Raw genomic sequence first — 26,438 nt, 5'->3', positions numbered from 1 at the left:
AATCCCGGGGCCAGTTCAAAACCATAAAACAATCAGGAAGGCCGGAAATGAAATTTGTGAATATTTTTTCAAGATCCATCCTGCTCAAGGTGGTGGTCCTGGTAGTACTGCTGGCCATCGTGGTATTCACCCTGCTTATCCTGGTCAATTCTTACTGGCAAAGAGCTGACACCATGAGCCAGATTGAAAGCCAGGGATACCGCACCACTGACCTCGTGGAACTGAACATAGAAGAGCCCATGCTTATCGGAGACAATGAAGGCACCCATCAGCAGTTCGCCCGCATTGACGATCTCTACGATGATCTAAACGTATATCTTACCGATTTCCGGGGCAATATCACCTACTCCACCAGCGAAGACAATCTCCGCATGGACATGGATGAAGTACATCCTGAACCGGATGTACACCAGGTGGTATTTGACAGCCTGGACCGTGAAACTGAAGAATCAGCCATGGTGACCGCCGGCGGCACAACATACTTCATGACTGTACGTTCCATCCCCAACGAACCGGAGTGCTACCACTGTCATGGGAGTTCCCAGCCCATCCTGGGCAGTATGCTGGTCATGCAGGATATTGACCCTGACCTGGCCCTGCTGCAAAGACATCAGATCCAGAACGCTCTTCTGGGCCTGGGCTGTCTACTGATCCTGGTATTTTCCATGGTATATTTCCTGAGAAAAACTGTTATAAACCGCATAACATATCTGCATGACATGGAAACCCGGGTGAGCAAGGGAGAGCTGGACCTGGAATTTCAGGATCTCGGGGAGGATGAGCTGGGCCGGCTGAACCAGGGATTCAAGGAAATGGTGCAAAACCTGAAACAAAAGATAAGTGAATCCCAGGAAAAAACTCGAATGGCCGAGGAGCAGACCAGAGAAGCCAACCTGGCCATGGAAGAAGCGGCCGAGGCCAGGGATGCTGCAGAAGAAAGAGAAAGGAGCCTGCAGGAAGCAGCAGCCCAGGTTCAAAGCATAACCAGTGAACTGACCCAGTTCACCGAACAGCTGGCCTCCCAGGTGGAACAGGCCAGCCGGGGCGCTGAGGAACAGAGCAGGCGCACCACTGAAACAGCCACTTCCATGGAGGAGATGAACGCCACGGTTTTAGAGGTGGCCCAGAATGCTTCCAGATCGGCTGAAGAATCCACCCAGGCTCAGGAAACCGCCAGGTCCGGAGAAAAAACAGTGCATGAGGCTGTCAAGGCCATTGCAACAGTGCAGCGCAACGCCCTGGGACTGAAAAAACAGATTGTTACCCTGGGAGAGCATGCCGAGGGCATAGGCAAGATAATGAACGTGATAGATGACATAGCTGACCAGACCAACCTTCTGGCATTAAATGCAGCCATTGAAGCCGCGCGGGCAGGAGACGCCGGGCGTGGGTTCGCCGTTGTGGCCGACGAGGTGCGCAAACTGGCTGAGAAAACCATGAAGGCCACCCAGGAGGTCAGTCAATACATTTCCAATATTCAGGAAGAAGTCCACAAGAACATGGACAGCGTCGATAACACAGTAGAATCAGTAAAGGGAGCCACCAAGCAGGCCAATGAATCCGGTAAGCAGCTGAGCCAGATAGTGAAGCTTGTTAAACGGGCCAATGAACAGGTTCAGGCCATTGCAACGGCCACAGAGGAGCAGTCCACGGCCAGCGAGGAGATCAACAAGAATATTGAAGAAATAAACCGCATATCCAAGGAAACCGCTGGAGTGATGAACCAGTCAGCGCAGGCCATAACCGATCTGAACAAGCAGACCCAGAAACTGCAGAGCCTGGTGGACAAACTCCAAAAAAGCTCGCAGAATAACTGACCCTCTATCATTCAGGCTTGTAAAAACGGGTCTGCAGTGGCTCTCTGCAGACCCGTATTCCACCCAGCATCATACCAGAAGTACAAACCCCAGAAGCAGACCGCCTATAAGACCTGCATTGGCGGCATGTGCGTGCATGCTGGTGGACTGCGGGATAAGCTCATCACTTACAATATAGATCATTGCTCCGGCTGCAAATGCCAGGCCTCCGGAAATAAACATCTCCGAAATCCCGAAAACAAGCAGCCCCAGTGCTGCACCCACAACGGTCATAAGCCCTGCTCCCAGGGTAAACAAAAACACTTTCAGATTGGAAAGTCCGCCTGCCTTCAGCGGCCCTGCCACAGCGAGTCCCTCGGGTATATTGTGCAGCCCGATGGCCACAGCGATGATCAAGCCCAGTTCCGGGCTGGACTCAATACCGGCTCCTATGGCCAGGCCTTCAGGAATATTGTGCATGGAAATGCCGATGAAAATCAGATAGCCGGTGCGCAGCATTGTGCTTCTTCTAATGCCGAGACGTTCCGGGTTTTCCACCTCCAGGTGTTCACTGTCAGACAGGTGGGCATGGGGCATTAATCTGTCCAGGAGATACATAATGAGACACCCCAGCAGAAAACCTGTCACCAGCACAGTCATGGAGCCAAGTTCAAGTGCTTCCGGCATTAGCTCGAAAACGGAAACTGCCAGCATGACTCCGCCGGCAAATCCCAGCAGGGCGGCCATGGTTCTCTTGCCAGGCGGCCCCATAAACATGAGAGCCAAAGCCCCCAGGGCAGTGGAGGACCCCGCCAGTATGCTGTAAATCAATGCCTGCAATGGATTATTTGAATAGAGTTTAAGGGTTGAACGCTGATGTCTGTCATAGACCAAAAAGATCATTAAACCGGAGTTTATGCAAGCACAACCATTTTACTTGCGCCTGTGCACGGAAAACCCTGCCTCCCTGAGCATGCTGCGCAGGTTGAGCATGTGTGCTGAACCAACGAATACAGCGCAGCCGCCCTTCTCCAGAAACGGGAGCATGCGACTTAAAAAGCGCTCATCACGGCGGTTGATGACCATTTCAGTCCTGGATGGAAACTCTGCACTGGTTCCAAACATCCTGTCCAGTTCTCCCTTGAGATAACCGGTCTCATATCTCTTCTTAAGCCCTGACCAGTTATGGCAGTCCCTGAAAAACCGGACAATTCTGTCCACAGGAATACTGTCCAGTGTGCGCAGCTGCTCGGAGATGGTTTCCATGCCCAGAACGTATCTGCCCATTTCCTGAGCTGTATCCCAGGCCTCCCTGTCCACTGACTGCTCCCAGCCATGGCGTCTGAGAAACGAGGACCACATGGTGAAAAAGGCCAGCCAGGGCTTAGTGTAAGCCAGGTAATAGCGTACGTCAGGGCCGTTTTCCAGGGACATGTTCAATAGACGGCTCCAGAAGTTGCGGCCGAGCACTACTTTTTCGAGATTTTTGATCTCTGAATCCGTGAGCATGGAGGACAGCCTGGGGGTATCCGGGTCCGGATTCTTGCCGAAATCGGCTATGATATCCATGCTTACCTGGTCCAGGGGGCCTTCGCAAAGCACTGTATCCACCTCCTGGAAAAGCCTGCGCATGTCCAGCCGGAAACTGTAGGGATAAAAATGCGCGGCCCCGGCAATCCAGCTTCTGCGTCCGTTTTTTTCCAACTCCCAGATCATGGCCAGCCTGCGCTGCTCTGGAAGGTTCAAAAAAAACTTGAACTTGTCCTCCATGAAAGGAACAGGGTGCACTTTCGACTCTTTATGCGCTTCCGGCTTTTCCTCCCAGGCGGCAAACTCGAAGGGCCAGTGGGCGGTTCCGCCCCACTTCACCTTAAAACGCCTGATGCCTGGATTTACCCCAAGACCCAGATGAATGAATTCCTTTCCCCTGTCCCGGGACAGCTCGATCATTTCCCGAAAGAGCAGGTCGGTTGCGTAAGGGACATAATTGATGCGGGAATGCGCCCCGATAAGATAGCTGACAAAACGCTTTGGACCGGGATCCAGAAGCAGACAGGCGGCAAGATTGCCGTTTTCATCCCAGGCATTGAGAAGGAAAAGCTCCGGGACACCGGCCAGCACATGGACGGTACGCTGGTACATATTGCGTACCCTGGCAGGAAGAGTACGGTTATGAACAAATTCCTTCCAAAGTTCCTCATGAGCCGGAGTAAACTCCCTGCCCTGCTCCACCTCCAGGGACCTGGAGGCCTTCTGTGCAAGGCGCAGAAGGCGGGACTGCACCCTGCTTTCCACCGGCAGGATATAGTAAAAGTCCTGCTCCACGCAATGCCCGGAGAGATCTTCCGGAAGAGCAGGACTCACTGACCAGCACCTGGCGGGCCTGATTCGCTTTATGCTTTCCCGCAGGGCTTCTGAAAAGCTTTGAGGGTGATAAGGCCCTGTTAATGGATATCCAACGGCCATCAACCAGTCCCCGCCGGCCAGGAAAAGATGGTCCCGGACAATAAAAGGTTCCCCGCAGGACATGGCCCGCATGAAACGTGCAGAATGCTCAGGCACATAACCATGTTCAAGAACCCGGGAAAATTCCGGAAGTCCCAGGGTGCCCAGAGAAAATTCATTGCATACTTCAGAAACGGGTTTATTCTTCATCCCGGCAACAATGCACAAGCTTTAAGCGTTGTCAAGAATGCTTTTCACCGGCATAAGAAGCATTTCTTTACTCCTTGACACCCCCCATCACCATTGACTAACTATAATGTATGATCCAATCCATATATACGAGTCTTTCAGGTTTAAAAACGGGTATCAGTTCAGCGCTTTTAAAAAAAGCAGGCGACAGGTCCCCCGTGCTTGTTTTTGCCACAGGAGATTTCAGCATATTTGAATAATAAGTGCGGGGAGAGCCGGTCCCATGCCAAATCCAAAGCTCTGACATGATACAAAAAAGCAACTTGTATTTATACGCACAGGGAGGTGATTTATGCAGATTTACCTGGTTCAGCACGGAAAAAGCAGGCCCAAGGACCAGGACCCTGATCAGAGCCTTTCTCCAGAGGGTGAAAAAGAAGTCCGCCGCATTGCTGAAACTGCCGGGGACTATCGGGTTCCTGTCCAGGGCATTCTGCACAGCGGCAAAAAAAGAGCAGAACAGACCGCACGGATAATGTCCGGCACCCTGAATCCGGCAATAAGCATAGAAGCAGCCCAGGGACTGGGCCCCCTTGACGATGTCCAGGCCTGGAAAGATAAACTGGAAGAGCTTAACCACTTTATGCTGGTGGGACACCTTCCCTTCATGCAGCGGCTGGCTTCACTTCTGGTGAACGGAGACCAGGACAACCAAGTGATAAAGTTCCAAAACGGCGGAATTATCTGCCTGGAAAAAGAACAGGGATGGCATATCAAATGGACCTTGATGCCCAGTATTGACTGAAAACCAAAAAAGAGAGGGTTTATGCAGGAAATAAAGATAACCCGTAATCCCCCCCGGGAAGAACTGGAAAAAATGGGGGTCTGGCAGTGGCCCACTTGGGGAGAAAAGGAATCAGAATTCCCTTGGCACTATGATCAGCAGGAAACATGCTACATCGTGGAAGGAGAGGTTGAGGTGACCCCGGAGGACGGAGAGCCTGTGGTCATCAAGGCCGGCGATCTGGTGACCTTTCCCAGGGGCATGTCCTGCACCTGGAAAATTAACAGGGCCGTAAGCAAGCATTACCGTATGGAATAAACGTTGAGCAGTGCCCGCCAGTTTTCGACTGCAGCTGTTTTTGTCATTTGTGGCTTCACCTGTAACCGGAGGAATGTAGCTCATGGATGATCCATCCATACTGGTCTTTGTCCTGGTCAGTTTTGTAATAGGATTTTTGTGCGGCCTTTTACCTTACCTGGTGGGCAGCGTTTACGGGATGCGGCGGCATGCCAAAGCCGGAATGATTTTATGTATCGTCGGCGGTCTTCTGGGGGGAATCGTGGTGGCCCTGCCTGTGGCCCTGATTTTCACCGGTGTGATCCTGTTCAAGACGAGATCATGAAAATAAAGTAATCAATCATAACGAACCACTCTCAGCCATGGGAGGGATGGAAGCAGGGGCGTATGAATAATTAATCAGCTTGCGGACAACGCCTTATAAACCTCTTGCTAAGCCTTCTACTTGCGCCAGAGGAAAAATATTAAGGTCAGCACTGCGCTTATGAGGATACAGGTGCCCAGGGGGAAATAAAAGGTGAAGTTTTCCCTCTTGATGAGAATGTCCCCGGGGAGACGGCCCGGGGTAAAGGGCAGCTTGTCCCTCAACAGTACCAAAAGCCCCACCGCCGCCAGAACCAGACCTATGATTATCAGTATCTTACCGGGATCAGGCCATTCCTGCATACCGTAAAACCTCAAGTTCAGCTTGAACTTTTTCTATTGCTGAGTTTGCCGGCAATCCTGTAAAACATGCTGTAACATGCTGAAATTGTACCGGCTGTTACTACTCCACTTCCCCAATCCTCAATCCCTCAATCCCCCAATCCCTGAATTCTTAAATTCTTAAATTCCTGAATCCCTCAATCACCCAATCCCAAAATTCTTCCATTCAACATATCCTGGGCAGCTGCTCTCCCTCCAGCATATCCAGCAGCCTGTGGCCGCCAAGGGAAGTCCTTAGCACCACCCTGCCCTTTTGTCCTTCCCGGACGTACCCGATAAGGGCTGCATCCCGCCCCGCAGGATGGGAGCGCATGACCTCCAGGGCCTTGCTGGCCAGGTCTTCAGGCAGGATACAGATGAACTTGCCTTCATTGGCCAGGTACAGGGGATCCAGGCCCAGAAAAGAACATCCGCCCTGCACTTCCCGGCGTACAGGTACCTGATCCTCCTGGAGAAGTATTTCGCAGCCGGACTGGGAGGCGATCTCGTTTAAAGTGGTGGCCAGCCCTCCCCGGGTTGGATCGCGCAGCACATGAACATCCCCCACTTCCCGGATCAACCTGGTGGTCAGGCTGTTCAAGGCCTGGCTGTCACTCTGGATATCAGTTTCAAACTTCAAACCCTGCCTGTGAGTCAGTATGGCCAGGCCGTGGTCTCCCATGGTGCCGCTTATAAGTACCGCATCTCCAGGTTCTGCCCTGCTGCCTGAAGGAGCAGGATCGGCTATAACCATGCCGATGCCGGTGGTATTGATAAACATTTTGTCCGCTGCTCCTTTAGGCACCACCTTGGTATCGCCGGTGATGACCTGTACTCCGCAGTCAGCGGCAGCCCTGCCCATGGATGCTGCAATCCTGTCCAGATCCTGCATGTCCAGGCCCTCTTCCAGGAGAAAGGCACAGCTGAGGTACCTGGGCTCCGCCCCCAGCATGGCCACGTCGTTTACCGTTCCGTGCACTGCCAGGGAACCGATGTCGCCCCCGGGAAAAAACAGTGGAAAAATGGTGAATGTGTCCGTACTCACGGCCAAAGGGCCGCTTAAATCCTCAATGAGGGCGGCGTCATCAAGGCGGTTCAGCCCGGGGTTGCCTAAGTGTTTTAAAAATATCTCCCTGATGAGACGCTGCGAGGCCTTGCCCCCGCTGCCATAGTCAAGAAGGACCCTGTCGGACATGGATATTTTTCCTTTATACGTTCTACAATGAGTATTTGAAAAAAGCTGCGCAGGAACCCTCAGTGGAAACCATGCACGGCCCCACGGGCTCAGCCGGTGTGCACACGGAAGCAAAGAGCGGGCACTGGGGCGGCAGAATTTTGCCCTTGAGTACCTGGCCGCATTTGCACCCGGTATTTGTTTCAGGTTGAAGCGGGGCAGGCTCAAATTTTCTCCTTGCGTCAAACCCCAGGTATTCTTTTCTCAAAGACAGTCCGCTGCCCGGAATGTCCCCCAGTCCACGCCACGCGGTATCCACGGGCTTGAATACCTCCTGCATCACTTTCCTGGCCCTGGGGTTGCCCTGATCTGCAACCGCCCTTTTGTAACTATTGATCACTGCAGGAGTTTTTTCCTTGTGCATACGCAGCAGAATCTGGATGGACTGCAAAATATCCAGGGGCTCGAAACCGGAAATAACAGCCGGAAGGTTGTAATCCCCGGCCAGAAACATAAACGGCTCAATGCCTGTTATGGTGGAGACGTGACCCGGAAGAAGAAGTCCGTCCACCCTTATGTCCGGGTCCGAAGCCAGTGCCTGCAGAGCCGGGGGCACCAGCTTGTGCATGGGCAGAATGAAGAAATTTTCCACCTGCTGCTTGAGAGCCACTTTCACAGTGGCGGCTACTGTGGGGGCCGTGGTTTCAAAGCCTACAGCCAGGAAAACCACGTTTTCAGAAGGGTTGTCCACAGCCAGCTGCAGGGCGTCAAAGGCGGAATAGACTATGTCCACCCTTGCCCCTTCTGCCTGTACCTTTTTCAGGCTGTCGCCCCTGCTTCCCGGCACACGCATGAGGTCTCCAAAGGTGGCCAGGCGGAGATCCATTTTTGCCAGGGCCAGAAAAGTATTTACTTCCAGGTCATGGGTCACACAAACAGGGCAGCCCGGGCCGGAAAGATGAGAAATGTTCTCCGGTAGAAGGCTCTTTATGCCGCTTTGAAAGATGGAAACAGTGTGCGTGCCGCAGACTTCCATGAAACGAAAAGGTGAATCAGCCAGGTGCTGAATCTGTTCCAGAACTCTGCGACAAAGATCCGGGTCCCGGAATTCACTTGACAAGTTCAAGCCCCAGACTGTCCTGAAACAGTTTCAGGGTTTCCAGGCCTTCCTGGCGGTCAATGCATCTCAGGGCAAAACCTGCGTGGACAATGACAAAATCACCTACAGCCGGCATCTGGTCCACAATATCCAGGCGTACCTGGTTTTTGACTCCGCCCACTTCCACATGGGCCACATTGTCTTCTATGGACACCACTTCCATGGGAACGGCCAGACACATATATTTTCTCCTGAATTTTATTGTTGCAATACTGCCCCGCAAGGCCTCATTTCACGGCCTGGACTCTCCAGGACGTCAAAACAATAACTAACCAGCCCGTCTCAAAAGGTCAACAAAGGAAGAGGCTGGATCCTGAGAATGTAACCATTCAGGGGGGGCCTAACCGGCCCGGGGACAGTCCCCGCGACACTTTTCCTTGACGAATACAAAAAGTACAGAAGCGAAATTAAGTGAAGCTGCATAGTCATAACTTAGCGGGGACAGTCCCCGGGCCTAATGCCATGAATCACCACCGAGGACCCCTTGAATGGTTACCTGAGAATTATTTTGCCTTTTTCAAGCTTCAGTGTTAGCAGGGATGCAAGATCGAAGCAGGTTTGACCGGTATGATTTCTGTGTCTGGTCACTTGTTTTTTTCAAAGAACATGCCCGGTGTACAGATATCAACCGCAAATCAGGGCTGACTGCAGGCAGGCTGACAACCAGAACCCCCAGGGACCACAATAAAGGCAATGATTTATACTTTCCAGCCAGTTCCTTACCCAGTAGACCCCCGGTGGAAAGTGCCCTCCCGGGAGGAATGCCTTCATTACCTGGAACTTTACAACCTTCCCGAGCATATCATAGATCACAGCGTCCTGGTAGCCCTTGTTGCCGGAGAAATCTGCACCCTGGCCCTGCAAAAGGGAATGCAGGTTGATGCCGGGGCGGTTCAGGCTTCTGCTCTGCTGCACGATGTGGGTAAATTTTACTGTGTGGAGCATGGCGGATGCCACAACCAGCTCGGGGCCAGCCTGGCCATGGAACTTACCGGCAACCCGGCCATTGCCCAGGGAGTCATGCACCACGTGTACTGGCCGGGAGAAGTGGATATTTACAGATTTTTCCTGCCGCTGGTCATCATCTACAGCGACAAACGGGTGATGCATGACCGGATAGTCAGCCTGGAAACAAGATATTCCGATATTTACACGCGTTACGGTATCAACGAGAGGATGCAGGGCCTTATCCGCCAGTCATGGCAGCAGACCCTGCACATCCAGGAACAGCTCAACCAGAGTCTTGAGGCGGATTTGAATGCGCGTACTTTTAATAGCAGGCGGGTGGTCCAAGGAGAGACAGGTTTCCCTGAACGGGGCAGCACAGATCAAGGAAGCGCTGAAAAGTTTAGGGCATGAAGTTCTTTTTCTAGATCTTTCCCCTGATTACCAGGAACTTGTAAATAAGGCCCGTGAAGCTGACGCGGCTATAATAAACCTGCACGGTGCTCCCGGTGAAGACGGCAGCATACAGGGTGTTCTTGAAGATGTTGGCCTGCCTTATCAGGGTTCCGGTGTTCGGGGTTCATTTCTGGCCCTGAACAAGGCCCTGAGCAAACAGTTTTACGCCAATCACGGTCTAAGGACTCCCAAAGGCGGGCTGTATTTCCCCCAGGGGCGCCTGCACCATGTGCCTCCGCCGGTGATCTGCAAGCCCAATCAGGGAGGGTCCAGCCTGGATATGCAGATATTTTACAACCAGGAGGAAATGTATTCTTTTCTGAACCAGGTGGACTCAGAACATGAAATCCTGGTGGAGGAACTCATCAACGGTCACGAAGTAAGCTGTGCTGTCCTGGACAATGAGCCCCTGCCGCCCATCCTGATTCAGCCGGTTAAAGGGGATTTTTTCGACTACAACAGCAAATATGATCCAGACGGAGCAGTAGAGATCTGCCCTGCTCCCATATCTCAGGAAGCAAGCCGGAGCATACAGGAGATGTCTCTGCAGGCCCACAGGATTCTGGGACTCAGGCACTACAGCCGTTCAGACTTCATGCTGGACCAGCAGGACAATATCTATATTCTGGAAACCAACACCCTGCCGGGCATGACCCGGACGAGCCTGGTACCCAAGGCGGCACAACAGGCCGGAATCGGTTTTACCGAGCTCATTGCCAGGCTTTTGTCCCTGGCGCTAAACTCCAACCAGCCGAGGTGAAAAGATGAAGACCAGAAAAATTTCCTTTTGCCACTGGGCCCTGCTTGTTCTTTATTCTCTGCTATGGGTCATTGCCCTGCCCATACTGCTCATAGTCAGAAGAGAGACTCCCATTGACTCGGGCAGGCTGGGTTTCGGCATGCCCCGGGGACCCTTCCGGGTATGGATTCAGGCGGCTTCCGTGGGCGAGGCCAGACTGGCTGCTGCCTTAGTGCGCGAACTGAACCGCAAGGGTATCAGAAACATCCTGGTCACCACCAATACCCGGCAGGGCATGGATTTTCTGGACAGCGAAATCAAGGAAGATGCTCAGAAGGCCTACTTTCCTTTCGACAACATGTGCATCATGGCCATGGCCCTGTGCAGGGCCAGACCGGAAAAACTGGTGCTTCTGGAAACTGAAATCTGGCCGTCACTTCTCAATGCCTGCAGACGTAAAAATGTCCCGGTGGTCCTGGGCAACGGCCGCCTTAGCCTCAAGAGCTTCTGCCGCTACTACCCCCTGCGCAGGTTTCTGGCATCCATTGGTCCAGACAGAATCGCTGCTGTATCTGAAAGGGACCGGGAAAGATTTTCCTCGCTTTTTCCTTCTGCCCAGACATCGGTCATGTCCAATATCAAATTCGACCTCCTGGTGGACAAGGAACCCATGGCCTATGTCCAGAACCCCCTGTCCTCCTTCTTCAAGCCCAAGCACGCCCTCATAGCCCTTGGATCTGTGCGCAGAGAAGAAGAGCCTCAGATCGCCAGGGTAATACAAAAACTTTACAGCGCCCGCCCCAAAACCACCATCGCCCTTTTTCCCAGACACATGACCCGGATCAGGCCCTGGCAGAAAATCCTGGACAGTGAAGGCGTTCCATATACCCTGCGTTCCAGTCTTGAGTCCGGGACCGCCCCTGCCGGAGTAATACTCTGGGACAGCTTCGGAGAACTGGAAGCGGCTTATGCCATGGCCAGATCGGTTTTCGTGGGTGGAAGCCTCATGCCCTGCGGCGGACAGAACTTTCTGGAAGCCCTGGGTCAGGGTGTTGTTCCCTGCGTAGGACCCTTCTGGGACAATTTCACCTGGGTGGGCCGGGAAATTGTCCACGCCGGCCTGCTCATCCAGGTCCGGGACAAAAATGAACTAAGCTCTAAGCTGCAGCAGCCTCAGAGCATGTCCAGGGAACAGGTGGAAAAAAAGTTCAAGGAATATCTGCAGAGTCGCAGGGGCGGAACACAGGAGCTGGCCGGTATCGTTGCCAGACACGGGAGTTTATGAGGTTTGAGGCACAGAGATAATAACTCTTTAGTCTTTACCGGAATCATCCCGGCCAGGTACTCCTCTACCAGGTTTCCGGGCAAACCTCTGGCGGACATCCTGGGCAAGCCCATGTTCTGGCATGTTTACCAGCAGGCGGTGCAATGCAGACTTCTGCACCGTGTCTACCTGGCAACAGACGACGAAAGGATTTACCAGGCAGCCGGAGAACTAAGGGTACCTGCACTCATGACCTCCCCGGAGCACCACAGCGGTACCGACCGCATCATGGAGGCCGCCCGGCAGCTGGGCCTGGCCCGACAGAGCGTGGTGGTGAACATCCAGGGGGATGAACCGGCCCTGGAACCGAAAATACTTGACCAACTCCTTGAGCCTTTTGTATCAGCAACCGGGGTCTGCGTGACCACCCCGGCCAGGAGGATAGATTTCCAGGAGGCGCAAAGCCCGAATACGGTCAAGGTGGTAATATCACAAAGGGGGCGGGCGCTTTATTTCTCCCGCAGCCCCATTCCCTGGTCCCATGACGGAGAAGGTCCTTTCCTGGGACATATCGGTCTGTATGCATATCGGTATGATATCCTGGAGAAGTTTCAACAGATGGAGCAAAGCTTTTTGGAGCAGACTGAAAAGCTTGAGCAATTGCGGCTTTTGGAGGCCGGCATCCCCATTGACGTGGTGGTTACCCGGTATGCCTGTCACGGGGTGGACGTGCCTGAAGATATTTCCAGAACAGTTCAACTATTGCAGGAGAGACAGACATGAAAGCTTTACTGGCCCTGGAAGACGGGACCTGGTTTGAGGGCCGGTCTTTTACCGGAATGGGCGAAGCCGAGGGCGAAGTCATATTCAATACCGGCATGACCGGCTATCAGGAAATACTTACAGATCCTTCCTACATGGGGCAGATGGTCTGCATGACCTATCCGCTCATGGGCAATTACGGGATAAACCCCGAAGATGTGGAATCGGAAAAGATCCAGGCCGCCGGATTCATAACCAGGGAGTGCTGCCAGATTCCTTCCAACTGGAGATCCACCCAGTCTTTGCCTGATTATTTGAGGGGTCAGAAGATCATGGGCATGGAGGGCATAGACACCAGGGCCCTGACCACACATATCCGTAAATACGGGGCCATGCGCGGGGTCATGTCCACCACTGAAAACGATCCAGGCAAGCTTGCCCAGAGAGCCCTGCAGCTTCCCCACATGGAAGGACTTAATCTGGCTGAAAAGGCAGGCTGCAGTAAACCATTCGCCTGGACCGAGTGGGGTCCCATTCAGGCGGACCTCAACCAGGACGGCAGCTATGACTGGCCTGGCAGCGGAGGCAGGGTTCTGGTATATGATTATGGCATCAAGTGGAACATTTTAAGACTGCTCAAGGCCCAGGGACTGGAACTTCTGGTGGTCCCCTGGAATTTCGGGGTACAGGAGGCGGTCAAAGTCGCTCCGGACGGCGTTTTCCTGTCCAACGGGCCGGGTGATCCGGCAGCAATGACCAAAAGCATTGAGATCATCTCCGGACTGCTGGAAAAATTTCCCGTGGCCGGCATCTGCCTGGGACACCAGCTACTGGGACTGGCCATGGGGGCTTCGAGTTTCAAGCTCAAATTCGGCCATCACGGCATGAACCACCCGGTCAAAGATATGAGTACCGGCAAAATTGAAATCTCATCCCAGAATCACGGTTTCTGCGTAAATATCGACCACCTGGATTTTCTGGAGCAGACCCACATCAACTTAAACGACAACACCCTGGAAGGGTTCAGGCATAAAAACAGGCCGGTCATGGCCATCCAGTACCACCCTGAAGCAGCATCCGGCCCCCACGACAGCCGGTACTTCTTTTCCAGGTACAGGGAAATGATTTCTGAATCTTAAAACTACAGCACAAAAGACTTGGCTTTTTGCTTGACTCGATGAACTTCATATCCTTTTTGGTTAAATGTTTATGTAATTATTAAGCACCTGCGGACTAAACGCCAGGGGCCGGGGGTTCGGCAAACTGGGTCCCGCACTTACTTTCTTAAGTCTGCCCAACTTTCAAAGCAAGATTTGCCAGAAAGTAAGTGCGGGATCTGAGCGACGCGTAGTCACGCCTGTGGCGTGATTAATCAAAACCGTTAAACACCAAGTTTGATTCAAAAAATAATATAATTGAAGATTTTCTGGTTGAAAAACTTGAAGAGGTTTTGATTTACGCTTCCTTGGAGCGAGTTTTTACGTCCTGTTTGCCGAATTTCCGGACCCCTGGAGCTCATATCATTAAGGTGAACAGTTACATGTTTTTTACACTAAAATAGAATTACTGTGCTGCAGGCACAGTTTCGCTGTGGTGTTAAGCCGGCTGGTAATAGATGGAGCGCAGGTATCTTTTGGGCACGAAAGATCTGGTCACTCCGGAAAGGGATTCTGTGGAGCCGATGATAAGCGCCCCGTCGGGCTGGAGCACCCCGGCCAGACGTTCAAACAGCTTTTTCTTGTCGTCGGGCTTGAAATAGATGGCCACGTTGCGGCAGAAAATCACGTCGAACCTGCCCAGGCCGGAAAAGGCCTGCATGAGGTTTACCTTGCGGAAATTGGCCAGCATGCGCACCTCGTCCTTGATGCGCCAGTTTCCGTCCTCTGTAGGCGAAAAATACTTCTGCAGCTTATCTTTGCTAAGCCCCCTCTCTATCTCAAACTTGTTATATTTGCCATAGCTGGCCTGGGCTATGGCCTGGTCTGAAATATCCGTGCCCAGAATGCTCACCTGATATTTGTTCAGATCCGGGATGGTCTCCTTGATGGCGATGGCTATACTGTAGACTTCCTGCCCGGTGGAACAGGCAGCGCTCCAGATGCGCAGCTTAACCGGCATGGACTTGTGCAGCCTTTTTGACCTGGCATCGATAATATCAGGAAGGATCTTGTGCTTGAAGACTTCAAAGGGACCGCTGTCCCTGAAAAACAGTGTCTCTTTAGTGGTGACTGCATCAATAATGGCCTTTTCCAGTGTTTTGCTGGCATCAGCCTTGGCCTTGTGATACAATTGCGTGTAGCTGGAAAGATTATGCTCGGCAATCAGGGGCTTCAGCCTGGATTCCAGCAGATAGGCCTTGCTCTGGTCCAGGTGAATCCCGGATACATTATAAATGTACTGGGCCAGGACCTTTAATTCATCCGGAGTGATCTTCATCTTTTGACAGTGGATGTTATTTCAGCTGCAATCTTCTCCAAAGGGAATTCCATGTCCACAACCCCTGCATCCCAGGCTATCTTGGGCATGCCGTAAACCACGCAGGTGTCGGCATCCTGGCCCATGGTCACTGCACCAAAGGACTTCATGACCTTGAGTCCCAGAGTTCCGTCATTGCCCATTCCGGTCATTATCACCCCGGTAACTTTGGATTTATATTCCCTGGCCACGGATCTGAAAAGATAATCCACTGAGGGTTTGCAGTTGTTTTCCGGCGGATCGTCGGTCACCCTGAAGATCCTGGCCTGATTGGCCCCGGCCACTATCTTGGTCTGCTTGCCCCCCGGGGCGATATAGACAACATTTTTCCGGACCGTTTCCCCGTCCTGAACCTCTTTGACCTCCAGGGCGCATTTCTGGTTCAGGCTTTCGGCCAGGGATTTGGTGAATAGAGGAGGCATATGCTGGACTATGGCCACCGGCACCCCGAGATTTCCAGGCAGCATGGGCAGCATTTTGGTCAGGGCATTGGGACCTCCGGTGGAGATTCCTATGGCCACTATATCCGACTTTTCGTAGGTGGAACGGCCCGGTGTCCTGGACGGTGGAGCAGGCCGCGGCTCCCTGGGCTCCCTGGGCTTTTCTTCCTTTTTCTGGGCCCGGTCCCCTTTCAGGGCCTTCTTAAGCTCAAAACGCTTCAAAAAATGGTTAATCCGCGGAGCCAGTGATGCGCGGATCTGCTTGATATTTTCCTCTCTGCTTTCCGAGTCCGGCTTGGTCACAAAGTCGAAGGCACCTAGCTCCAGGGCCTTCATGGTGATTTCACTGCCCTTTTTGGTCAGCGTACTGACCATAATGACCCCGATGCCGAGCTTCATTTTATGGATTTCCTCCAGGGTCTGCACCCCGTCCATAACCGGCATCTCCACGTCCAGTGTGATGAGATCGGGCTTCAGGGACTCGATGCGGCTAAGAGCAATTTTTCCGTTGCTGGCGGTCCCCACCACCTCTACGCTGGGAAAATCTGCCAGAACATCGCTTAGAATCTTGCGGTAGACAATGGTATCGTCAACCACCAGAACCTTGAGTTTCATAACCTGCTCCCGTTATTCAGCCCTGCTCTCGGACCAGTATCCGCGGAGGAAAAAGTCGGATACTTTGCGTGCTGATTTTTCTTAAAATTGTTGTCTATCTTTTTCCTGGTACCGGTCCAGGTTGATGCGGCATTCCAGCCTTTTTCCCTGATCCCTGAAAACTAAATGATCAGTATATTCCCGGATGAGAAAAACCCCCCAGCCGCTCTGGGTGGGGCACTCAGGGAGCTGTTTTTCCAGGCACTTTTCCCAGTCAAATCCATGGCCAGGACTCACAACTACAATGTCTATGCCCTCTGAATCCACGCTGACCCGGCATTCTACTTCCATACTCCGGTCCTGGTCTGCACCGTGGACAATGGCGTTATTCAGGGCTTCTCGCAAAACAAGGGACAGATCAAAAAAGACTCTTTCTCTGTCAGCCAGGAAAGGAATATAGGTAAGCTGCTGCAGTACTTTCTCCACATGGCTTGTGTCCGCGGGAAAAAAGCACGTTAGAGAATTGTCCTCCACGCTGCATTTTGAAGACATCAGATCTCCGTAGCCAGGAGGACGGCATCATCCTCCAGTAAAGATTTTTCTGGACGCAACACTGAAAAAATATGCTGCAGAGCTGGTTGCAGCTGGTAATCAGAGGCTTCTCTGCATGCCTGGAGAAGTTTATCCATTCCTTGTTCCCTGCTCATGAAATTTTCGCCGAAAGACTCCACAAGCCCGTCAGTGTAAAGAAAGACACGGTCTCCGGGCTGGATGTCCTTTTCCAGGGGGGTGAATTCCACCTGTTCAAAAGGCCCCAGTATATCGCCTTCTGCCTCCAGTATCCTGGGCTCGCTGCCCTCTCCGGATACCATGACCGGGGCGGGATGACCTGCGTTGTAAAGGCTCATTTTGTTACGTCCGCGGTCGACTTTCAAAAAATTGGCTGTCAGGTGCTGGGTGGGCTGAAGAATCCTGTTGAGCACGGCATTGATCATCTTCAGGCTTTCATGCATGGGGGTATAGGGGTTTATATTCTGGTCTATGAGCACCTTCAGGGCAGAGGTCATGTAAGCCGTGCCCAGGTCATGCCCGCTAACATCCGCAACCACGTAAACATGGATGTTTTCACCGGTCTGAACCACATCCAGAAAATCTCCTCCAGCCTCCAGTACCGGCTGATAGATATATGAAAATCTGGCCCCGGGCAGCTTGTCCGGCTCCACCAGGAAAGATTCCTGGGCCTGCTTCAGGTCGGCAAACCTCTGTACCTGGGCCTCCACCAGCCTTTCCTTGGCAAACTTGAGTTCCAGGTGCACCCTGATGCGGGCCATGACCTCGGTCTGGGCGAAGGGCTTGCTGATGTAGTCCACCCCGCCCAGCTCAAGACCCTTGACGATATTTTCCGTATCATTGAGGGCGGAGATGAAAATTATGGGAATGTCCTGGGTGGAGGATTGTTTTTTAAGCTTGATGCAGGTATCGAAGCCATCTTCGTGGGGCATCATGACATCCAGCAGAATCAGGTCCGGCAGATGCTCCCGGGCCATTTCCCGGGCCTGTAGACCGTCCTCGGCCTCCTGAATGCGGTAGCCTGCCTTGTTCAGTACCACTCTGAGCATCCTTCTGTTCAGCGGGGAATCGTCAACTATGAGAATCAGTGGGGTGCGGATCGTGTTGGTGTTGGTCATAAGAACGAATCCAGAGAAATTTTTTCAGGGCATAAGTTTGTTGTCACCGCAAAAAATGCCTTAACCCCGCCTGGGGGCATGAAAACATAAAAGCGGTACTTCAGTGATCACAAAAGGATGATGCGGCAAGCTGTTCATCCGGCCTGATCCGGTTTTGAATGTCTGCGGCGCTGCCGGGCATGTAACCATTCAGGGGGTCCTCGGTGCTGACTAATGGCACAAGGCCAGGGGACTGTCCCCCGCTAAGTAATGATTGTGCAGCTTCAAAAAATTTTGCGTCTGTAATTTCTGTATTTGTGCAGGACAAGTGTCGCGGGGACTGTCCCCCTGGCCGGTACCTGCCCCCCTGAATGGTTACCCGGGCATGGTCCATGCGTTACAGGGAAGCTATTCGCTGCTCAATACTTCCTCGATGTCCAGTATGGCCACAAGTTTGGTCCTGGACTTGTATACTCCCTGGAAATATTTGCCTTTGAGGCCCTTTATATTGGACGGGGGCGAGGAAACCTTTTCCCAGTCAGCCAGAACGACATCGGTGACCTTGTCCACCAGCAGGCCGATAAATTCGTCCTTAGATTCGACAATGATAATCCTGGTCTCATCGCCCATTCTGGAAAAGGAAAAACCCAGCTTTTTGCTCAGGTCGATTATGGTGACGATCTTGCCCCGCAGGTTCATTATGCCCATGACATACTCCGGGGCATGGGGAACCACTGTAAAATCAAGCTGTTTATTGATTTCCTGCACCAGGTTTATATCGATGCCGCACATGGCGTCGCCGATATAAAAACAGGATATCTGGAAAGGATCCTTTCTATCTGAAGCTTTGCTGCTTTTTCCCTGCATATCACCTCCCTTGCCGGCAATCTAAAAGACCACCGCCTGAAACCAGAATATCTCAACGTCCCTGTCCTTGTGGCAATTCTCGTGAAGACCCGCCTTGCGGCAGGTGTGAGCCAGAAAAGTCTCCCGGTCCCAGCCCCATTCCTGGGCCACCTGGGGCAGCAAAAGCCCGGAGTACGGCCCTTTGCGCACCACCAGGCCGTGCCTGCCCGGCTCAATGAGTGTGGTGTCCGGTACCGGCTCCAGTGGGCTCAAAATGGAGATTTCAAGCTCCACCTGCTCCAGTTCCCCGGGGGTAAGTTCAGGAAACCTGGGGTCGTTGAAGGCGGCCTCCCTGGCCATTCTTATGATGGTTTTCCACAAAGGCCCTTCACCGACAATATTTCCAATACAGCCGCGCAGCTTGCCCTGTATCTTCAGGGTGACAAAAGCGCCCAGGTTTTCCTTGAGTTTATCGCTGGGAGGAAGGGGGTAATCAGGCTCGCTGCCTTCCAACCTGGACTTGATGCTCAAAAAAGCCAGTTCTTTGAGGTACTCCTGCTCTTGAGTGCTTATTTCGAATACAGATGAAGACATGATGAAAAAGGGCTTGAAATTTTAATCTGCGAAACTTTGACCTTCTACACTCCCGGAAAACCGGACAGCGGTAAAACCTATACCTTCATCTGCTGTGTTTTGTAAACAACTGATTTTTGCCGGGCCTGAAAGTTTACCGAAAAAAGAAGACCAAAGTCAAAATTATAAATGATTGCAAGCCTCTACCTGGAAACAGCCTGGTCCATGCAGACGTCTGCTTTTGAACCACTCCAAACGCGTTACAGGCTTTAGCGAGCGTAGAACGCTCTGGGTTACAGGCACTTAATAGCTCCCCTCCTTGGCCAAGGAGGGGCCGGGGGTGGTTATATGAAATCCCTTCCTTATTACAAAATGATTGAAAGCCTCTAATTGGAAACAGCCTGCTCCATGCAGACATCTGTTTTTGAACCACTCCAAGCGCGTGGCAGGCTTAGCGAGCGTAGAACGCTCTGGATTACAGGCACTTAATAGCTCCCCTCCTTGGCCAAGGAGGGGCCGGGGGTGGTTGACTGCAAACCTCTAATTGGAAACAGCCTGGTCCATGCAGACGTCTGCCGAGGTGCAGACCATGTTGCGTCCGTTGAACTTGGAAAGATAAAGCGCCTGATCAGCCTGTTCCACCAGGGTATCCTTGGGTGTCAGAGGGCCGGGCTTTATGGAGGCCACACCCAGGCTGGCGGTAATGCTGAATTTTTTGCCCTGCACTTCAAACTCGGTCTGGCCGATTTTCTGGCGGATCCTCTGACCCAGCAGCCAGGCCTGTTCCTCTGTGGTCTCGGGCAGTAGGATGACGAACTCTTCTCCACCGTAACGGGCGGGAAAGTCCGTTTCCCTGACGGTATCCACCAGGATTTCCCCGATTTTTCTGAGCACCATGTCTCCGGTGACATGACCGTAGGTATCATTTAGTGTCTTAAAATGATCCAGGTCCAGCATAATCAGGCTCAATGAATTCACCTGCCTCTGGTGTCTTTTAAGCTCTTTTCTGAGTTTCTTGTCAAAATGCTGACGATTGTTGATGCAGGTCAGCCCATCAAATTCGGCCTCGTACTTGACCGCTTTGTATTCCAGGGCGTTGCGGAGACTCAGGGACAGGTGCCTGGCAGCGCTGTTTATTATCGTCACCTGGTCTTTACCCAGGTTCAGGATCTCTTTTGCATCCAGGATAATGGCCCCGAAAGTCTTCTGCCCGGCCTGCAGGGGAAGCATTATCTGCCGGGCATGACTGGGAGGCTTGCTCAGGGTATTTTCCCCCTCCCCCATGACCACTGTATGGTAATGTCTGGGCATACTGCCTTCAAACCTCTGAACTATTTCCATAAGGTGCCCGGTCCATTTCTGCCTTGTTTTAAGGGACTTGATTTCCGGCAGATATATTTCCGCAAACAGATCCTCATTGTCATAGTTCCAGAAGATTGCTGCCAGCCCGGTGGTCCCAAGCAGTGTCCCAAACTCTTTGGAAGTCTGGTGCAGGATTTCTTTAAGGTCCAGGGTCTGAGAGGTGCTGGTCAGAATGCGGTTCAAAAATTCCAGCTGTGCGTTTTTACGCGTGAGAAGCTCGCGCTCAAGGACAATCTCTTTGGCCATGAGGTGCAGGTCAGTATAAAGCTCCTGAACTTCCCTGGCCTTGTCCCGGATACTTTTCAAGGCGTTTCTGGTAACCGGACGACGAAGATAACCCAGAAAAGAAGCGGACACGTTGTACTCCTGATCCGGTTTCTGCTGCTCATCCTCAAGAACCAGCACCAGGTGCTGATTACGGCTTTCCAGCCATTCCCTCATTTCCTGATCCATCTTTTCCCATCTGCCGGGACTCAAAAAGAGGATGTCTATCCTGGACTGGCTCCCACCGTCTGTAGACAGGGAATCGGAGCCGTCCACCTCATTAACAGCAGTGTCACCGGGGAGGTTGTCTTCTATTTCCCGCTTCAGATCCCTGGAGATGTCCACCAGATGAAAAACAGCATGACTTCCGTTCATGTCAGGCTCCTTTATTTGACATTGTTTTAGATTTTCAATGCAAAATAAGGGCCATCCTGTCAGACAAGAAACCTTACTTGGTTCCGGCACCCTCGGAATAGTTACCGATCAAGCCAGAAAAATCAGTCTAAGCATGCCCGACAGTTACTTCGGATCATCTGTTTGATCTTACCTTTTAGCCTTGAGCTTCAAGCTTTCATCTTCAGCACTGGGAAGATTTTACCGCATTTCGCCTGTTTAGCCGTTCCCATCTTTTTTCCATAAGTATAAAATACTGTTTTTAATGAACTAATTTTATATGGCACCGCCATTGCTTTGACCCTCCAAAAACTCGAAGGAGGGTATTAACATGTCTTTGGTCATTAACACAAATATGATGGCGATGAATGCGGCGCGTAATCTGGACCACCATTACGGCGACCTGGCCACATCCACCAGGCGGCTGTCCTCAGGACTCAGGATCGACACTGCGGCGGACGATGCGGCAGGACTGGCAATCAGGGAACTCATGCGGGCAGATATTGCCGCCATGAACCAGGGCGTTAGAAACGCCAATGACGGCATCTCGGCAATCCAGACCGCGGACGGTGCCCTGGAAGTCATTGACAACAAGCTCATCCGCATGAAGGAACTGGCTGAGCAGGCTGCCACCGGGACCTACACAACTGATCAACGTGAAATCATCGACCAGGAATACCAGCAGATGAAGGCGGAAATTAACCGCATTGCCAATGCCACAGAATTCAACCAGGTAAAACTCCTGGACGGCACCCTGGGTGAAGAAGACGGCAACCCCATGAAATTACACTTTGGTCCCCGTAACAATGACGGAGAGGACTTTTACTATGTCAATATGGGGGATGCCACTGCCAGGGGGCTTGATATTGGAAACAGCTATCTTCAAAGTAATCTTGAAGAAAGGTTAATTGAAAACCAAAATAGTCTAAAGGCGATTAACTCACAGATAAATCGTGAAAAACCTGATAACCCAGAAGAATTGATGGAAGAAATTGACGACATTAAGTACTACCTTGAAGGAATGCGAGATGATTTATTGAGGGCCTATGAAGAAGAAGAGGTAACTGAAGAATTCAGTGAACTAAAGGATAGCCTTGAAAATGCCATAAATCAGTTGGAACAGGCCCAAGATGAATACGAAAACCCCGATAATGAAGAGCCTGACTGGCAAAACATTGATGAAAACATTAGTAGTGCCTACTCATTTTTAAACGGGAAAGAACGTGCCGTTGAAGGATTAGCAGGTGCACTTACCGGTGAGGTAAGCAGTGGTAAGGTATACCACGCCACTGTAGACGGAGAAACTTTTGAATATGAGGCTGGTAGCGGCGACACTGCTTCTGACGTGGTGCAGGGATTAGCTAGTCTGATAGATCAGTCTGATGATTACGAAGCCGAAGTTAAAAATGGAGATTTGGTAGTTTATGGTGCAAGCCAGGTGGGTGCTTTCGAACTAGTAGAAGGAAGCGGTAACACTGCCCTGGATGTAAGCAGTGGTAATGGAGACACGACCTTAAAATTTGGTGGCCCAGAACCTGAAGTAGGCATGATATATAACCTTGAAATAGTTAGTGGAGACATAAATGAAACTGTGGAATACGTGGCCCGTGAAGGTGATACTTTGCAGGATGTCATGCAGGGACTGACTCAAAATATAAATGAGCAAACCGGATTGGATGCTACCTACATTGATTTGGAAGATGGAGAAATTAAAATTGAGGGGCAAGAATTTGATGATAGCGATATTACTTTCTATCATTCAGAAAGTTTAATATATGAAGAACGTAAAATATCAAGTATATCTGATCAGCTATATAATATTGATTCAGGTCAAACATATCATATTAATATAAACGGAGAAGCTTTTACTTATACTACAGAAGGTAATGATAATAGCGGTGATGTTATTGATGGTCTTGTTGAAGCCATTAATGAGTCAGACATCTACTCTGCCAGATATATTGATGACGAAATAATAATAAATGGTGCTGCTAGTAGTGATATCATGGTCTATGAGCTAAGCTCTGGTAATGATGTTGTAAAAACTACTTCGAACGAAGAAGATAATGAACTGCAAATTAAAATTGATAGTGGACCGCTATGGGAAGGAGCAGTATACGCCATAGACGTCGAAGCTTCAGGCGGAGATACTGAAAGATATGAATACATAGTGCAGGAAGGAGATGACCATGATGATGTTATGAAGGCTTTGGCTGAATCAATAGACCTTGACAACCATGTGCAAGGTGCATCTTTCGATGAACACAAGGGAATAGTAATTCAGGAAGAGGGCATTGAGGGTGATGACGCTACTATATTCGCCTCAACACGTTTAGAAGGTGATATCGAAATAAATAACCCATCTGCCCAGATCGGTGAACCCAATATTCAGGAGGATGCAGAGAGGTTCGACAGTCACGTAAACGATACCAAGCCCACTATGTTCGCCCAGAACGCCCTGGAGGAAATAGACGCGGCCATTGAGAAGAAGGACCGCATCCGCGCCGACCTGGGTGCCTTCCAGAACCGCCTGGAAAGCACCATCTCCAACCTGCAGATCCAGGCTGAGAACCTGCAGGCTGCGGAATCACGCATCTCTGATGCAGATGTTGCCTATGAAATGACCCAGTTCATGCGCAACCAGGTCCTCTCCCAGGGTGCCACGGCCATGCTGGCCCAGGCCAACACCCTGCCCCAGATGGCTATGCAGCTCATGGGCTAACCACACGGCTGAGGCGACCAAAGACATGGGGGCCGGGACTTGACCCCCCGGCCCCACCCTGAAAACCATGGTCACCTGACATCAGCCGTCTTGACGGAATCCAGGTATTCCAGAGCCTTGCTGGCAGCCTTCTGCTCGGCCTTTTTCACGCTGCCGGCCATGGCCTCGATGCCGGTACCGTCCGGCAGCTCCACCTGGACCCGGTAAATCTTTTCATGTTCCGGCCCGTAGCTGTCAATCAGTGTATAAACAGGCCTGGCCCGAAACAGGCCCTGGGTCTTTTCCTGCAGCCTGCTCTTGAAATCCTTGGATACAGGCAACGCTTCCACCCTGTCGGGGATGAAATCCTCAAATAGGGCTGCAATGCACTCAAAGGCCCCGTCATAACCGGAATCCAGGTAAACAGCCCCCAGAATGGCCTCCAGGGTATCAGCCAGCACTGAATCCCTGTCCCGGCCTCCCTGCAGCTCCTCTCCCCTGCCCAGAAAAATATAATCGCCCAGGGTCAGGGACCTGGCCAGCCTGGCCAGAGTAGGCTCGCTCACCAGGGCCGCCCGAAGCCGGGTAAGATGCCCTTCAGGTGCCCGGGGAAACCTGAAAAAAAGTACATTGGAAATGCACAACTCCAGGACGGCATCCCCCAGAAACTCCAGCCTTTCATTGTGCTCCATATGCCTTTCATTGGCATAGGAGCTGTGAGTAAGAGCCCTTACCAGCAGCTCAGGGTCCTGGTATCTATAGCCGATTTTATCCTGCAGCTCATCCAGCAAATGCAAATCCTGGTTCAATATTTCTCCTTGAGTACCGGCCCGGGGACAGTCCCCGAGACACCTTTTGTGACAATTAATGCGTACAGCACGCACTGCTCCCCTCCTTAGCCAAGGAGGGGCCGGGGGTGGTTATTATAATGACCACTTCATTATTCCAGATTACTTGCAGTCTGGTCCTGTACTCTACGTATGAAGCCCTGTCAGCAGATAACATATAACAATCAATCATCAACAGCCTGGGCCGCCTGCCGGGCCAGGCTATCGCAGCGCTCGTTGTATTCATGCCCGCTGTGCCCCCGGACCCATTTGAATTCCACCTTGTGCTCCTGCAGCAGGGCGGCAAGTTCTTCCCACAGGTCCCGGTTTTTAACGTCTTCTTTCTGGGCTGTTTTCCAGCCGTTTCTCTGCCACTTTTCCAGCCACTTCTCATTTATGGCCCTGGCTATATACTGGGAATCAGTATGAATGCGCACCCGGCAGGGATATTTCAGGGCCTTCAGGCCCTCCAGCACGGCCATTAGTTCCATGCGGTTGTTGGTGGTCCCGGGAGTGCCCTGGGAAATCTCCTTTTCCAGGTCCCCCCACTTAAGTATTGCGGCATATCCTCCAGGCCCGGGATTGCCCAGGCAGGCCCCGTCGGTATAAATATCCACCACCTGCGTATTGTTATTCCTGCTCAATGGCCAGAAGCTCCTCTCCCAGTCTTTGCAGGGCCTGGTAAAGCCCCCTGGGCCAGTTGTCCCCCTGCCAGTATTCTTCAAAATGTTCTTCTTCCAGGTGCCGGGTAAAGTCGTCGGGCAGAGCCCTTCTAAGGACCGGGGGCCATACGATTTCAACCTCCTGGTTGGCAGGGCTGATACCCATGAAGATCACCCGGGAATCCGGCTCAGGCTTTTCTACAAAATGCTCGAACACCCTGATCTGAAGCCCGAATCCAAACCTGTCCTGCAGGCCTTTGGCAAAGGAGGACAGTTCATCCTTCTGTTCCCGGGACAGGGTCTCAGTCTCGTCCTGGACCACGTGGCTGGACAGGATAACGTCCATGGAACGCTCGTAGTTCTTCCAGAAAAGAAGCCCCACCACCACAAAAAGAAGGACCAGCAGAAACACCCTGAAAGTGCTGCCCTGCCTTCTGCTGCCGGAGCCCGAACGGGGAAAGAAGCTCATGCCCATGATTTACTGTGTCCCCTGCTCATTATGTATGTAAGGCTCAATAATCTTCATGTCCTTGATCTGTCCAGGCTCTGCATCCAGCTCCAGGAGAACGCGGTAATAAGTATCACTGCCCCGCTTTCGAGAATCGCTGTCCACCCCGGATACACGCCCGGTGAGAACATCTTCCTCCCCGCCCTGCAGCCTGATGCTGACAGGGCTGTCCCGGCGCAGATTTTCAAGCATTGATTCCGGCAGATATATCCACAGCGAGACCCTGGCATGGCCGTCTATTTCCACATCTGCCGGAGGCTGTCCTGGAAGCATCAGTTCGCCTCTGAAGCTTTTCTGCATATCCTGCCCGGTCATGCCGATCCAGGCGGGGTCCCCGGGATGCACCGCCGGATTCGGGTCTGACCGCCAGAGCCAGATCCCTCCCAGCACCAGGATATGCAGAAGCACCAGAAGACAGACCTTGCGCATCTA

The 26,438-nt window shown here is 52.0% G+C and carries 26 protein-coding genes and 2 pseudogenes; 11 read left to right on the top strand and 17 right to left on the bottom strand.

Features of this window, described 5'->3' with window-relative positions; all coding sequences use genetic code 11:
• The first annotated feature begins 47 nt into the window (after positions 1–47).
• Complete coding sequence (locus DTHIO_RS02425) at positions 48–1,817, top strand: methyl-accepting chemotaxis protein (RefSeq protein WP_008868759.1); 1,770 nt, start codon at positions 48–50, stop codon at positions 1,815–1,817.
• Positions 1,818–1,886: 69 nt separating this feature from the next.
• Here the strand turns inward: DTHIO_RS02425 and DTHIO_RS02420 are convergent, their stop codons facing one another.
• Entirely contained in the window at positions 1,887–2,627 is a 741-nt protein-coding gene (locus DTHIO_RS02420) for a ZIP family metal transporter (RefSeq protein ID WP_208596362.1), read from the bottom strand.
• Between the two features lie 102 nt (positions 2,628–2,729).
• Positions 2,730–4,451 (bottom strand): TraB/GumN family protein, encoded by a 1,722-nt coding sequence (locus DTHIO_RS02415; protein WP_008868757.1) that lies wholly within the window; start codon positions 4,449–4,451, stop codon positions 2,730–2,732.
• A gap of 331 nt (positions 4,452–4,782) precedes the next feature.
• Between DTHIO_RS02415 and sixA the strand changes: the two genes are divergently transcribed.
• The 3 genes from sixA (at position 4,783) to DTHIO_RS02400 (ending at position 5,836) form a co-directional block, all read left to right on the top strand.
• Positions 4,783–5,235, top strand: coding sequence for a phosphohistidine phosphatase SixA (sixA, locus tag DTHIO_RS02410; protein ID WP_008868756.1), 453 nt, complete (start codon positions 4,783–4,785; stop codon positions 5,233–5,235).
• Positions 5,236–5,256: 21 nt separating this feature from the next.
• Complete coding sequence (locus DTHIO_RS02405) at positions 5,257–5,532, top strand: cupin domain-containing protein (protein ID WP_008868755.1); 276 nt, start codon at positions 5,257–5,259, stop codon at positions 5,530–5,532.
• Positions 5,533–5,614: 82 nt separating this feature from the next.
• Positions 5,615–5,836, top strand: a complete 222-nt coding sequence (locus DTHIO_RS02400; protein WP_008868754.1) for a hypothetical protein — start codon at positions 5,615–5,617, stop codon at positions 5,834–5,836.
• 116 nt (positions 5,837–5,952) lie between these two features.
• On the opposite strand, the gene DTHIO_RS02395 is transcribed toward DTHIO_RS02400, so the two are convergent.
• The 4 genes from DTHIO_RS02395 to DTHIO_RS02380 form a co-directional block, all read right to left on the bottom strand.
• Complete coding sequence (locus DTHIO_RS02395) at positions 5,953–6,177, bottom strand: DUF2905 domain-containing protein (protein WP_008868753.1); 225 nt, start codon at positions 6,175–6,177, stop codon at positions 5,953–5,955.
• A 205-nt stretch (positions 6,178–6,382) separates the two neighbouring features.
• The gene (hypE, locus tag DTHIO_RS02390) at positions 6,383–7,390 is read right to left on the bottom strand and encodes a hydrogenase expression/formation protein HypE (RefSeq protein ID WP_008868752.1); all 1,008 of its coding nucleotides are present in this window, start codon (positions 7,388–7,390) and stop codon (positions 6,383–6,385) included.
• Between the two features lie 22 nt (positions 7,391–7,412).
• Positions 7,413–8,495, bottom strand: a complete 1,083-nt coding sequence (gene hypD, locus DTHIO_RS02385) for a hydrogenase formation protein HypD (protein ID WP_008868751.1) — start codon at positions 8,493–8,495, stop codon at positions 7,413–7,415.
• The gene (locus DTHIO_RS02380; protein ID WP_008868750.1) at positions 8,479–8,709 is read right to left on the bottom strand and encodes a HypC/HybG/HupF family hydrogenase formation chaperone; all 231 of its coding nucleotides are present in this window, start codon (positions 8,707–8,709) and stop codon (positions 8,479–8,481) included. The genes hypD and DTHIO_RS02380 overlap by 17 nt, the downstream gene beginning before the upstream one ends.
• Before the next feature lie 512 nt (positions 8,710–9,221).
• Here DTHIO_RS02380 and DTHIO_RS02375 point away from each other — a divergent pair.
• From DTHIO_RS02375 to carA, 5 genes are read left to right on the top strand one after another with little or no spacing between them, the layout of a single operon-like run.
• On the top strand, positions 9,222–9,887 hold the full coding sequence (locus DTHIO_RS02375; RefSeq protein WP_050775111.1) for an HDIG domain-containing metalloprotein: 666 nt from the start codon (positions 9,222–9,224) through the stop codon (positions 9,885–9,887).
• On the top strand, positions 9,787–10,689 hold the full coding sequence (locus tag DTHIO_RS02370; RefSeq protein ID WP_008868748.1) for a D-alanine--D-alanine ligase family protein: 903 nt from the start codon (positions 9,787–9,789) through the stop codon (positions 10,687–10,689). The genes DTHIO_RS02375 and DTHIO_RS02370 overlap by 101 nt, the downstream gene beginning before the upstream one ends.
• 4 nt (positions 10,690–10,693) lie before the next feature.
• On the top strand, positions 10,694–11,953 hold the full coding sequence (locus tag DTHIO_RS02365) for a 3-deoxy-D-manno-octulosonic acid transferase (RefSeq protein ID WP_008868747.1): 1,260 nt from the start codon (positions 10,694–10,696) through the stop codon (positions 11,951–11,953).
• 3 nt (positions 11,954–11,956) lie between these two features.
• The gene (gene kdsB / locus DTHIO_RS02360) at positions 11,957–12,715 is read left to right on the top strand and encodes a 3-deoxy-manno-octulosonate cytidylyltransferase (protein ID WP_008868746.1); all 759 of its coding nucleotides are present in this window, start codon (positions 11,957–11,959) and stop codon (positions 12,713–12,715) included.
• Positions 12,712–13,833, top strand: coding sequence for a glutamine-hydrolyzing carbamoyl-phosphate synthase small subunit (gene carA / locus DTHIO_RS02355; protein ID WP_008868745.1), 1,122 nt, complete (start codon positions 12,712–12,714; stop codon positions 13,831–13,833). Before kdsB ends, carA begins: the two co-directional genes overlap by 4 nt.
• Before the next feature lie 457 nt (positions 13,834–14,290).
• Here carA and DTHIO_RS02350 read toward each other — a convergent pair whose 3' ends face one another.
• From DTHIO_RS02350 to DTHIO_RS02315, 7 genes are all read right to left on the bottom strand, one after another.
• Positions 14,291–15,130 (bottom strand): CheR family methyltransferase, encoded by an 840-nt coding sequence (locus DTHIO_RS02350; protein ID WP_008868744.1) that lies wholly within the window; start codon positions 15,128–15,130, stop codon positions 14,291–14,293.
• On the bottom strand, positions 15,127–16,224 hold the full coding sequence (locus DTHIO_RS02345; protein ID WP_008868743.1) for a protein-glutamate methylesterase/protein-glutamine glutaminase: 1,098 nt from the start codon (positions 16,222–16,224) through the stop codon (positions 15,127–15,129). The genes DTHIO_RS02350 and DTHIO_RS02345 overlap by 4 nt, the downstream gene beginning before the upstream one ends.
• Before the next feature lie 81 nt (positions 16,225–16,305).
• On the bottom strand, positions 16,306–16,755 hold the full coding sequence (locus DTHIO_RS02340; protein ID WP_008868742.1) for an ATP-binding protein: 450 nt from the start codon (positions 16,753–16,755) through the stop codon (positions 16,306–16,308).
• Positions 16,755–17,891 carry a SpoIIE family protein phosphatase gene (locus tag DTHIO_RS02335; protein ID WP_008868741.1) on the bottom strand — a complete coding sequence of 379 codons (1,137 nt, stop codon included), beginning with the start codon at positions 17,889–17,891 and terminating at the stop codon, positions 16,755–16,757. Before DTHIO_RS02335 ends, DTHIO_RS02340 begins: the two co-directional genes overlap by 1 nt.
• Before the next feature lie 387 nt (positions 17,892–18,278).
• Positions 18,279–18,737 carry a chemotaxis protein CheW gene (locus tag DTHIO_RS02325; protein WP_008868740.1) on the bottom strand — a complete coding sequence of 153 codons (459 nt, stop codon included), beginning with the start codon at positions 18,735–18,737 and terminating at the stop codon, positions 18,279–18,281.
• A 21-nt stretch (positions 18,738–18,758) separates the two neighbouring features.
• On the bottom strand, positions 18,759–19,310 hold the full coding sequence (gene amrA, locus DTHIO_RS02320) for an AmmeMemoRadiSam system protein A (protein WP_008868739.1): 552 nt from the start codon (positions 19,308–19,310) through the stop codon (positions 18,759–18,761).
• 519 nt (positions 19,311–19,829) lie between these two features.
• Positions 19,830–21,290, bottom strand: coding sequence for a sensor domain-containing diguanylate cyclase (locus tag DTHIO_RS02315; RefSeq protein ID WP_008868738.1), 1,461 nt, complete (start codon positions 21,288–21,290; stop codon positions 19,830–19,832).
• A gap of 349 nt (positions 21,291–21,639) precedes the next feature.
• Here DTHIO_RS02315 and DTHIO_RS22220 point away from each other — a divergent pair.
• Together DTHIO_RS22220 and DTHIO_RS22215 are read left to right on the top strand one after the other, a co-directional pair.
• Positions 21,640–22,254: pseudogene (locus DTHIO_RS22220) on the top strand (flagellin N-terminal helical domain-containing protein); the annotation flags it as partial.
• Between the two features lie 1,500 nt (positions 22,255–23,754).
• Positions 23,755–24,030 (top strand): annotated as a pseudogene (locus tag DTHIO_RS22215) (flagellin); the annotation flags it as partial.
• 71 nt (positions 24,031–24,101) lie between these two features.
• On the opposite strand, the gene rnc reads toward DTHIO_RS22215, so the two are convergent.
• The 4 genes from rnc to DTHIO_RS02290 all read right to left on the bottom strand — a co-directional run bounded on the left by rnc (position 24,102) and on the right by DTHIO_RS02290 (position 26,435).
• Positions 24,102–24,800: a ribonuclease III gene (rnc, locus tag DTHIO_RS02305; RefSeq protein WP_008868736.1), complete on the bottom strand. Its 699-nt coding sequence runs from the start codon at positions 24,798–24,800 to the stop codon at positions 24,102–24,104.
• Between the two features lie 221 nt (positions 24,801–25,021).
• Positions 25,022–25,480: a ribonuclease HI gene (rnhA, locus tag DTHIO_RS02300; protein WP_008868735.1), complete on the bottom strand. Its 459-nt coding sequence runs from the start codon at positions 25,478–25,480 to the stop codon at positions 25,022–25,024.
• On the bottom strand, positions 25,467–25,967 hold the full coding sequence (locus tag DTHIO_RS02295) for a TPM domain-containing protein (protein ID WP_144311420.1): 501 nt from the start codon (positions 25,965–25,967) through the stop codon (positions 25,467–25,469). The genes rnhA and DTHIO_RS02295 overlap by 14 nt, the downstream gene beginning before the upstream one ends.
• Before the next feature lie 9 nt (positions 25,968–25,976).
• Complete coding sequence (locus tag DTHIO_RS02290; RefSeq protein ID WP_008868733.1) at positions 25,977–26,435, bottom strand: HlyD family secretion protein; 459 nt, start codon at positions 26,433–26,435, stop codon at positions 25,977–25,979.
• Between the last annotated feature and the right edge of the window lie 3 nt (positions 26,436–26,438).

Source organism: Desulfonatronospira thiodismutans ASO3-1, assembly GCF_000174435.1.
GTDB classification, from domain to species: Bacteria; Desulfobacterota; Desulfovibrionia; order Desulfovibrionales; family Desulfonatronovibrionaceae; genus Desulfonatronospira; species Desulfonatronospira thiodismutans.
This window is presented reverse-complemented; position numbering and strand designations above follow the sequence as displayed.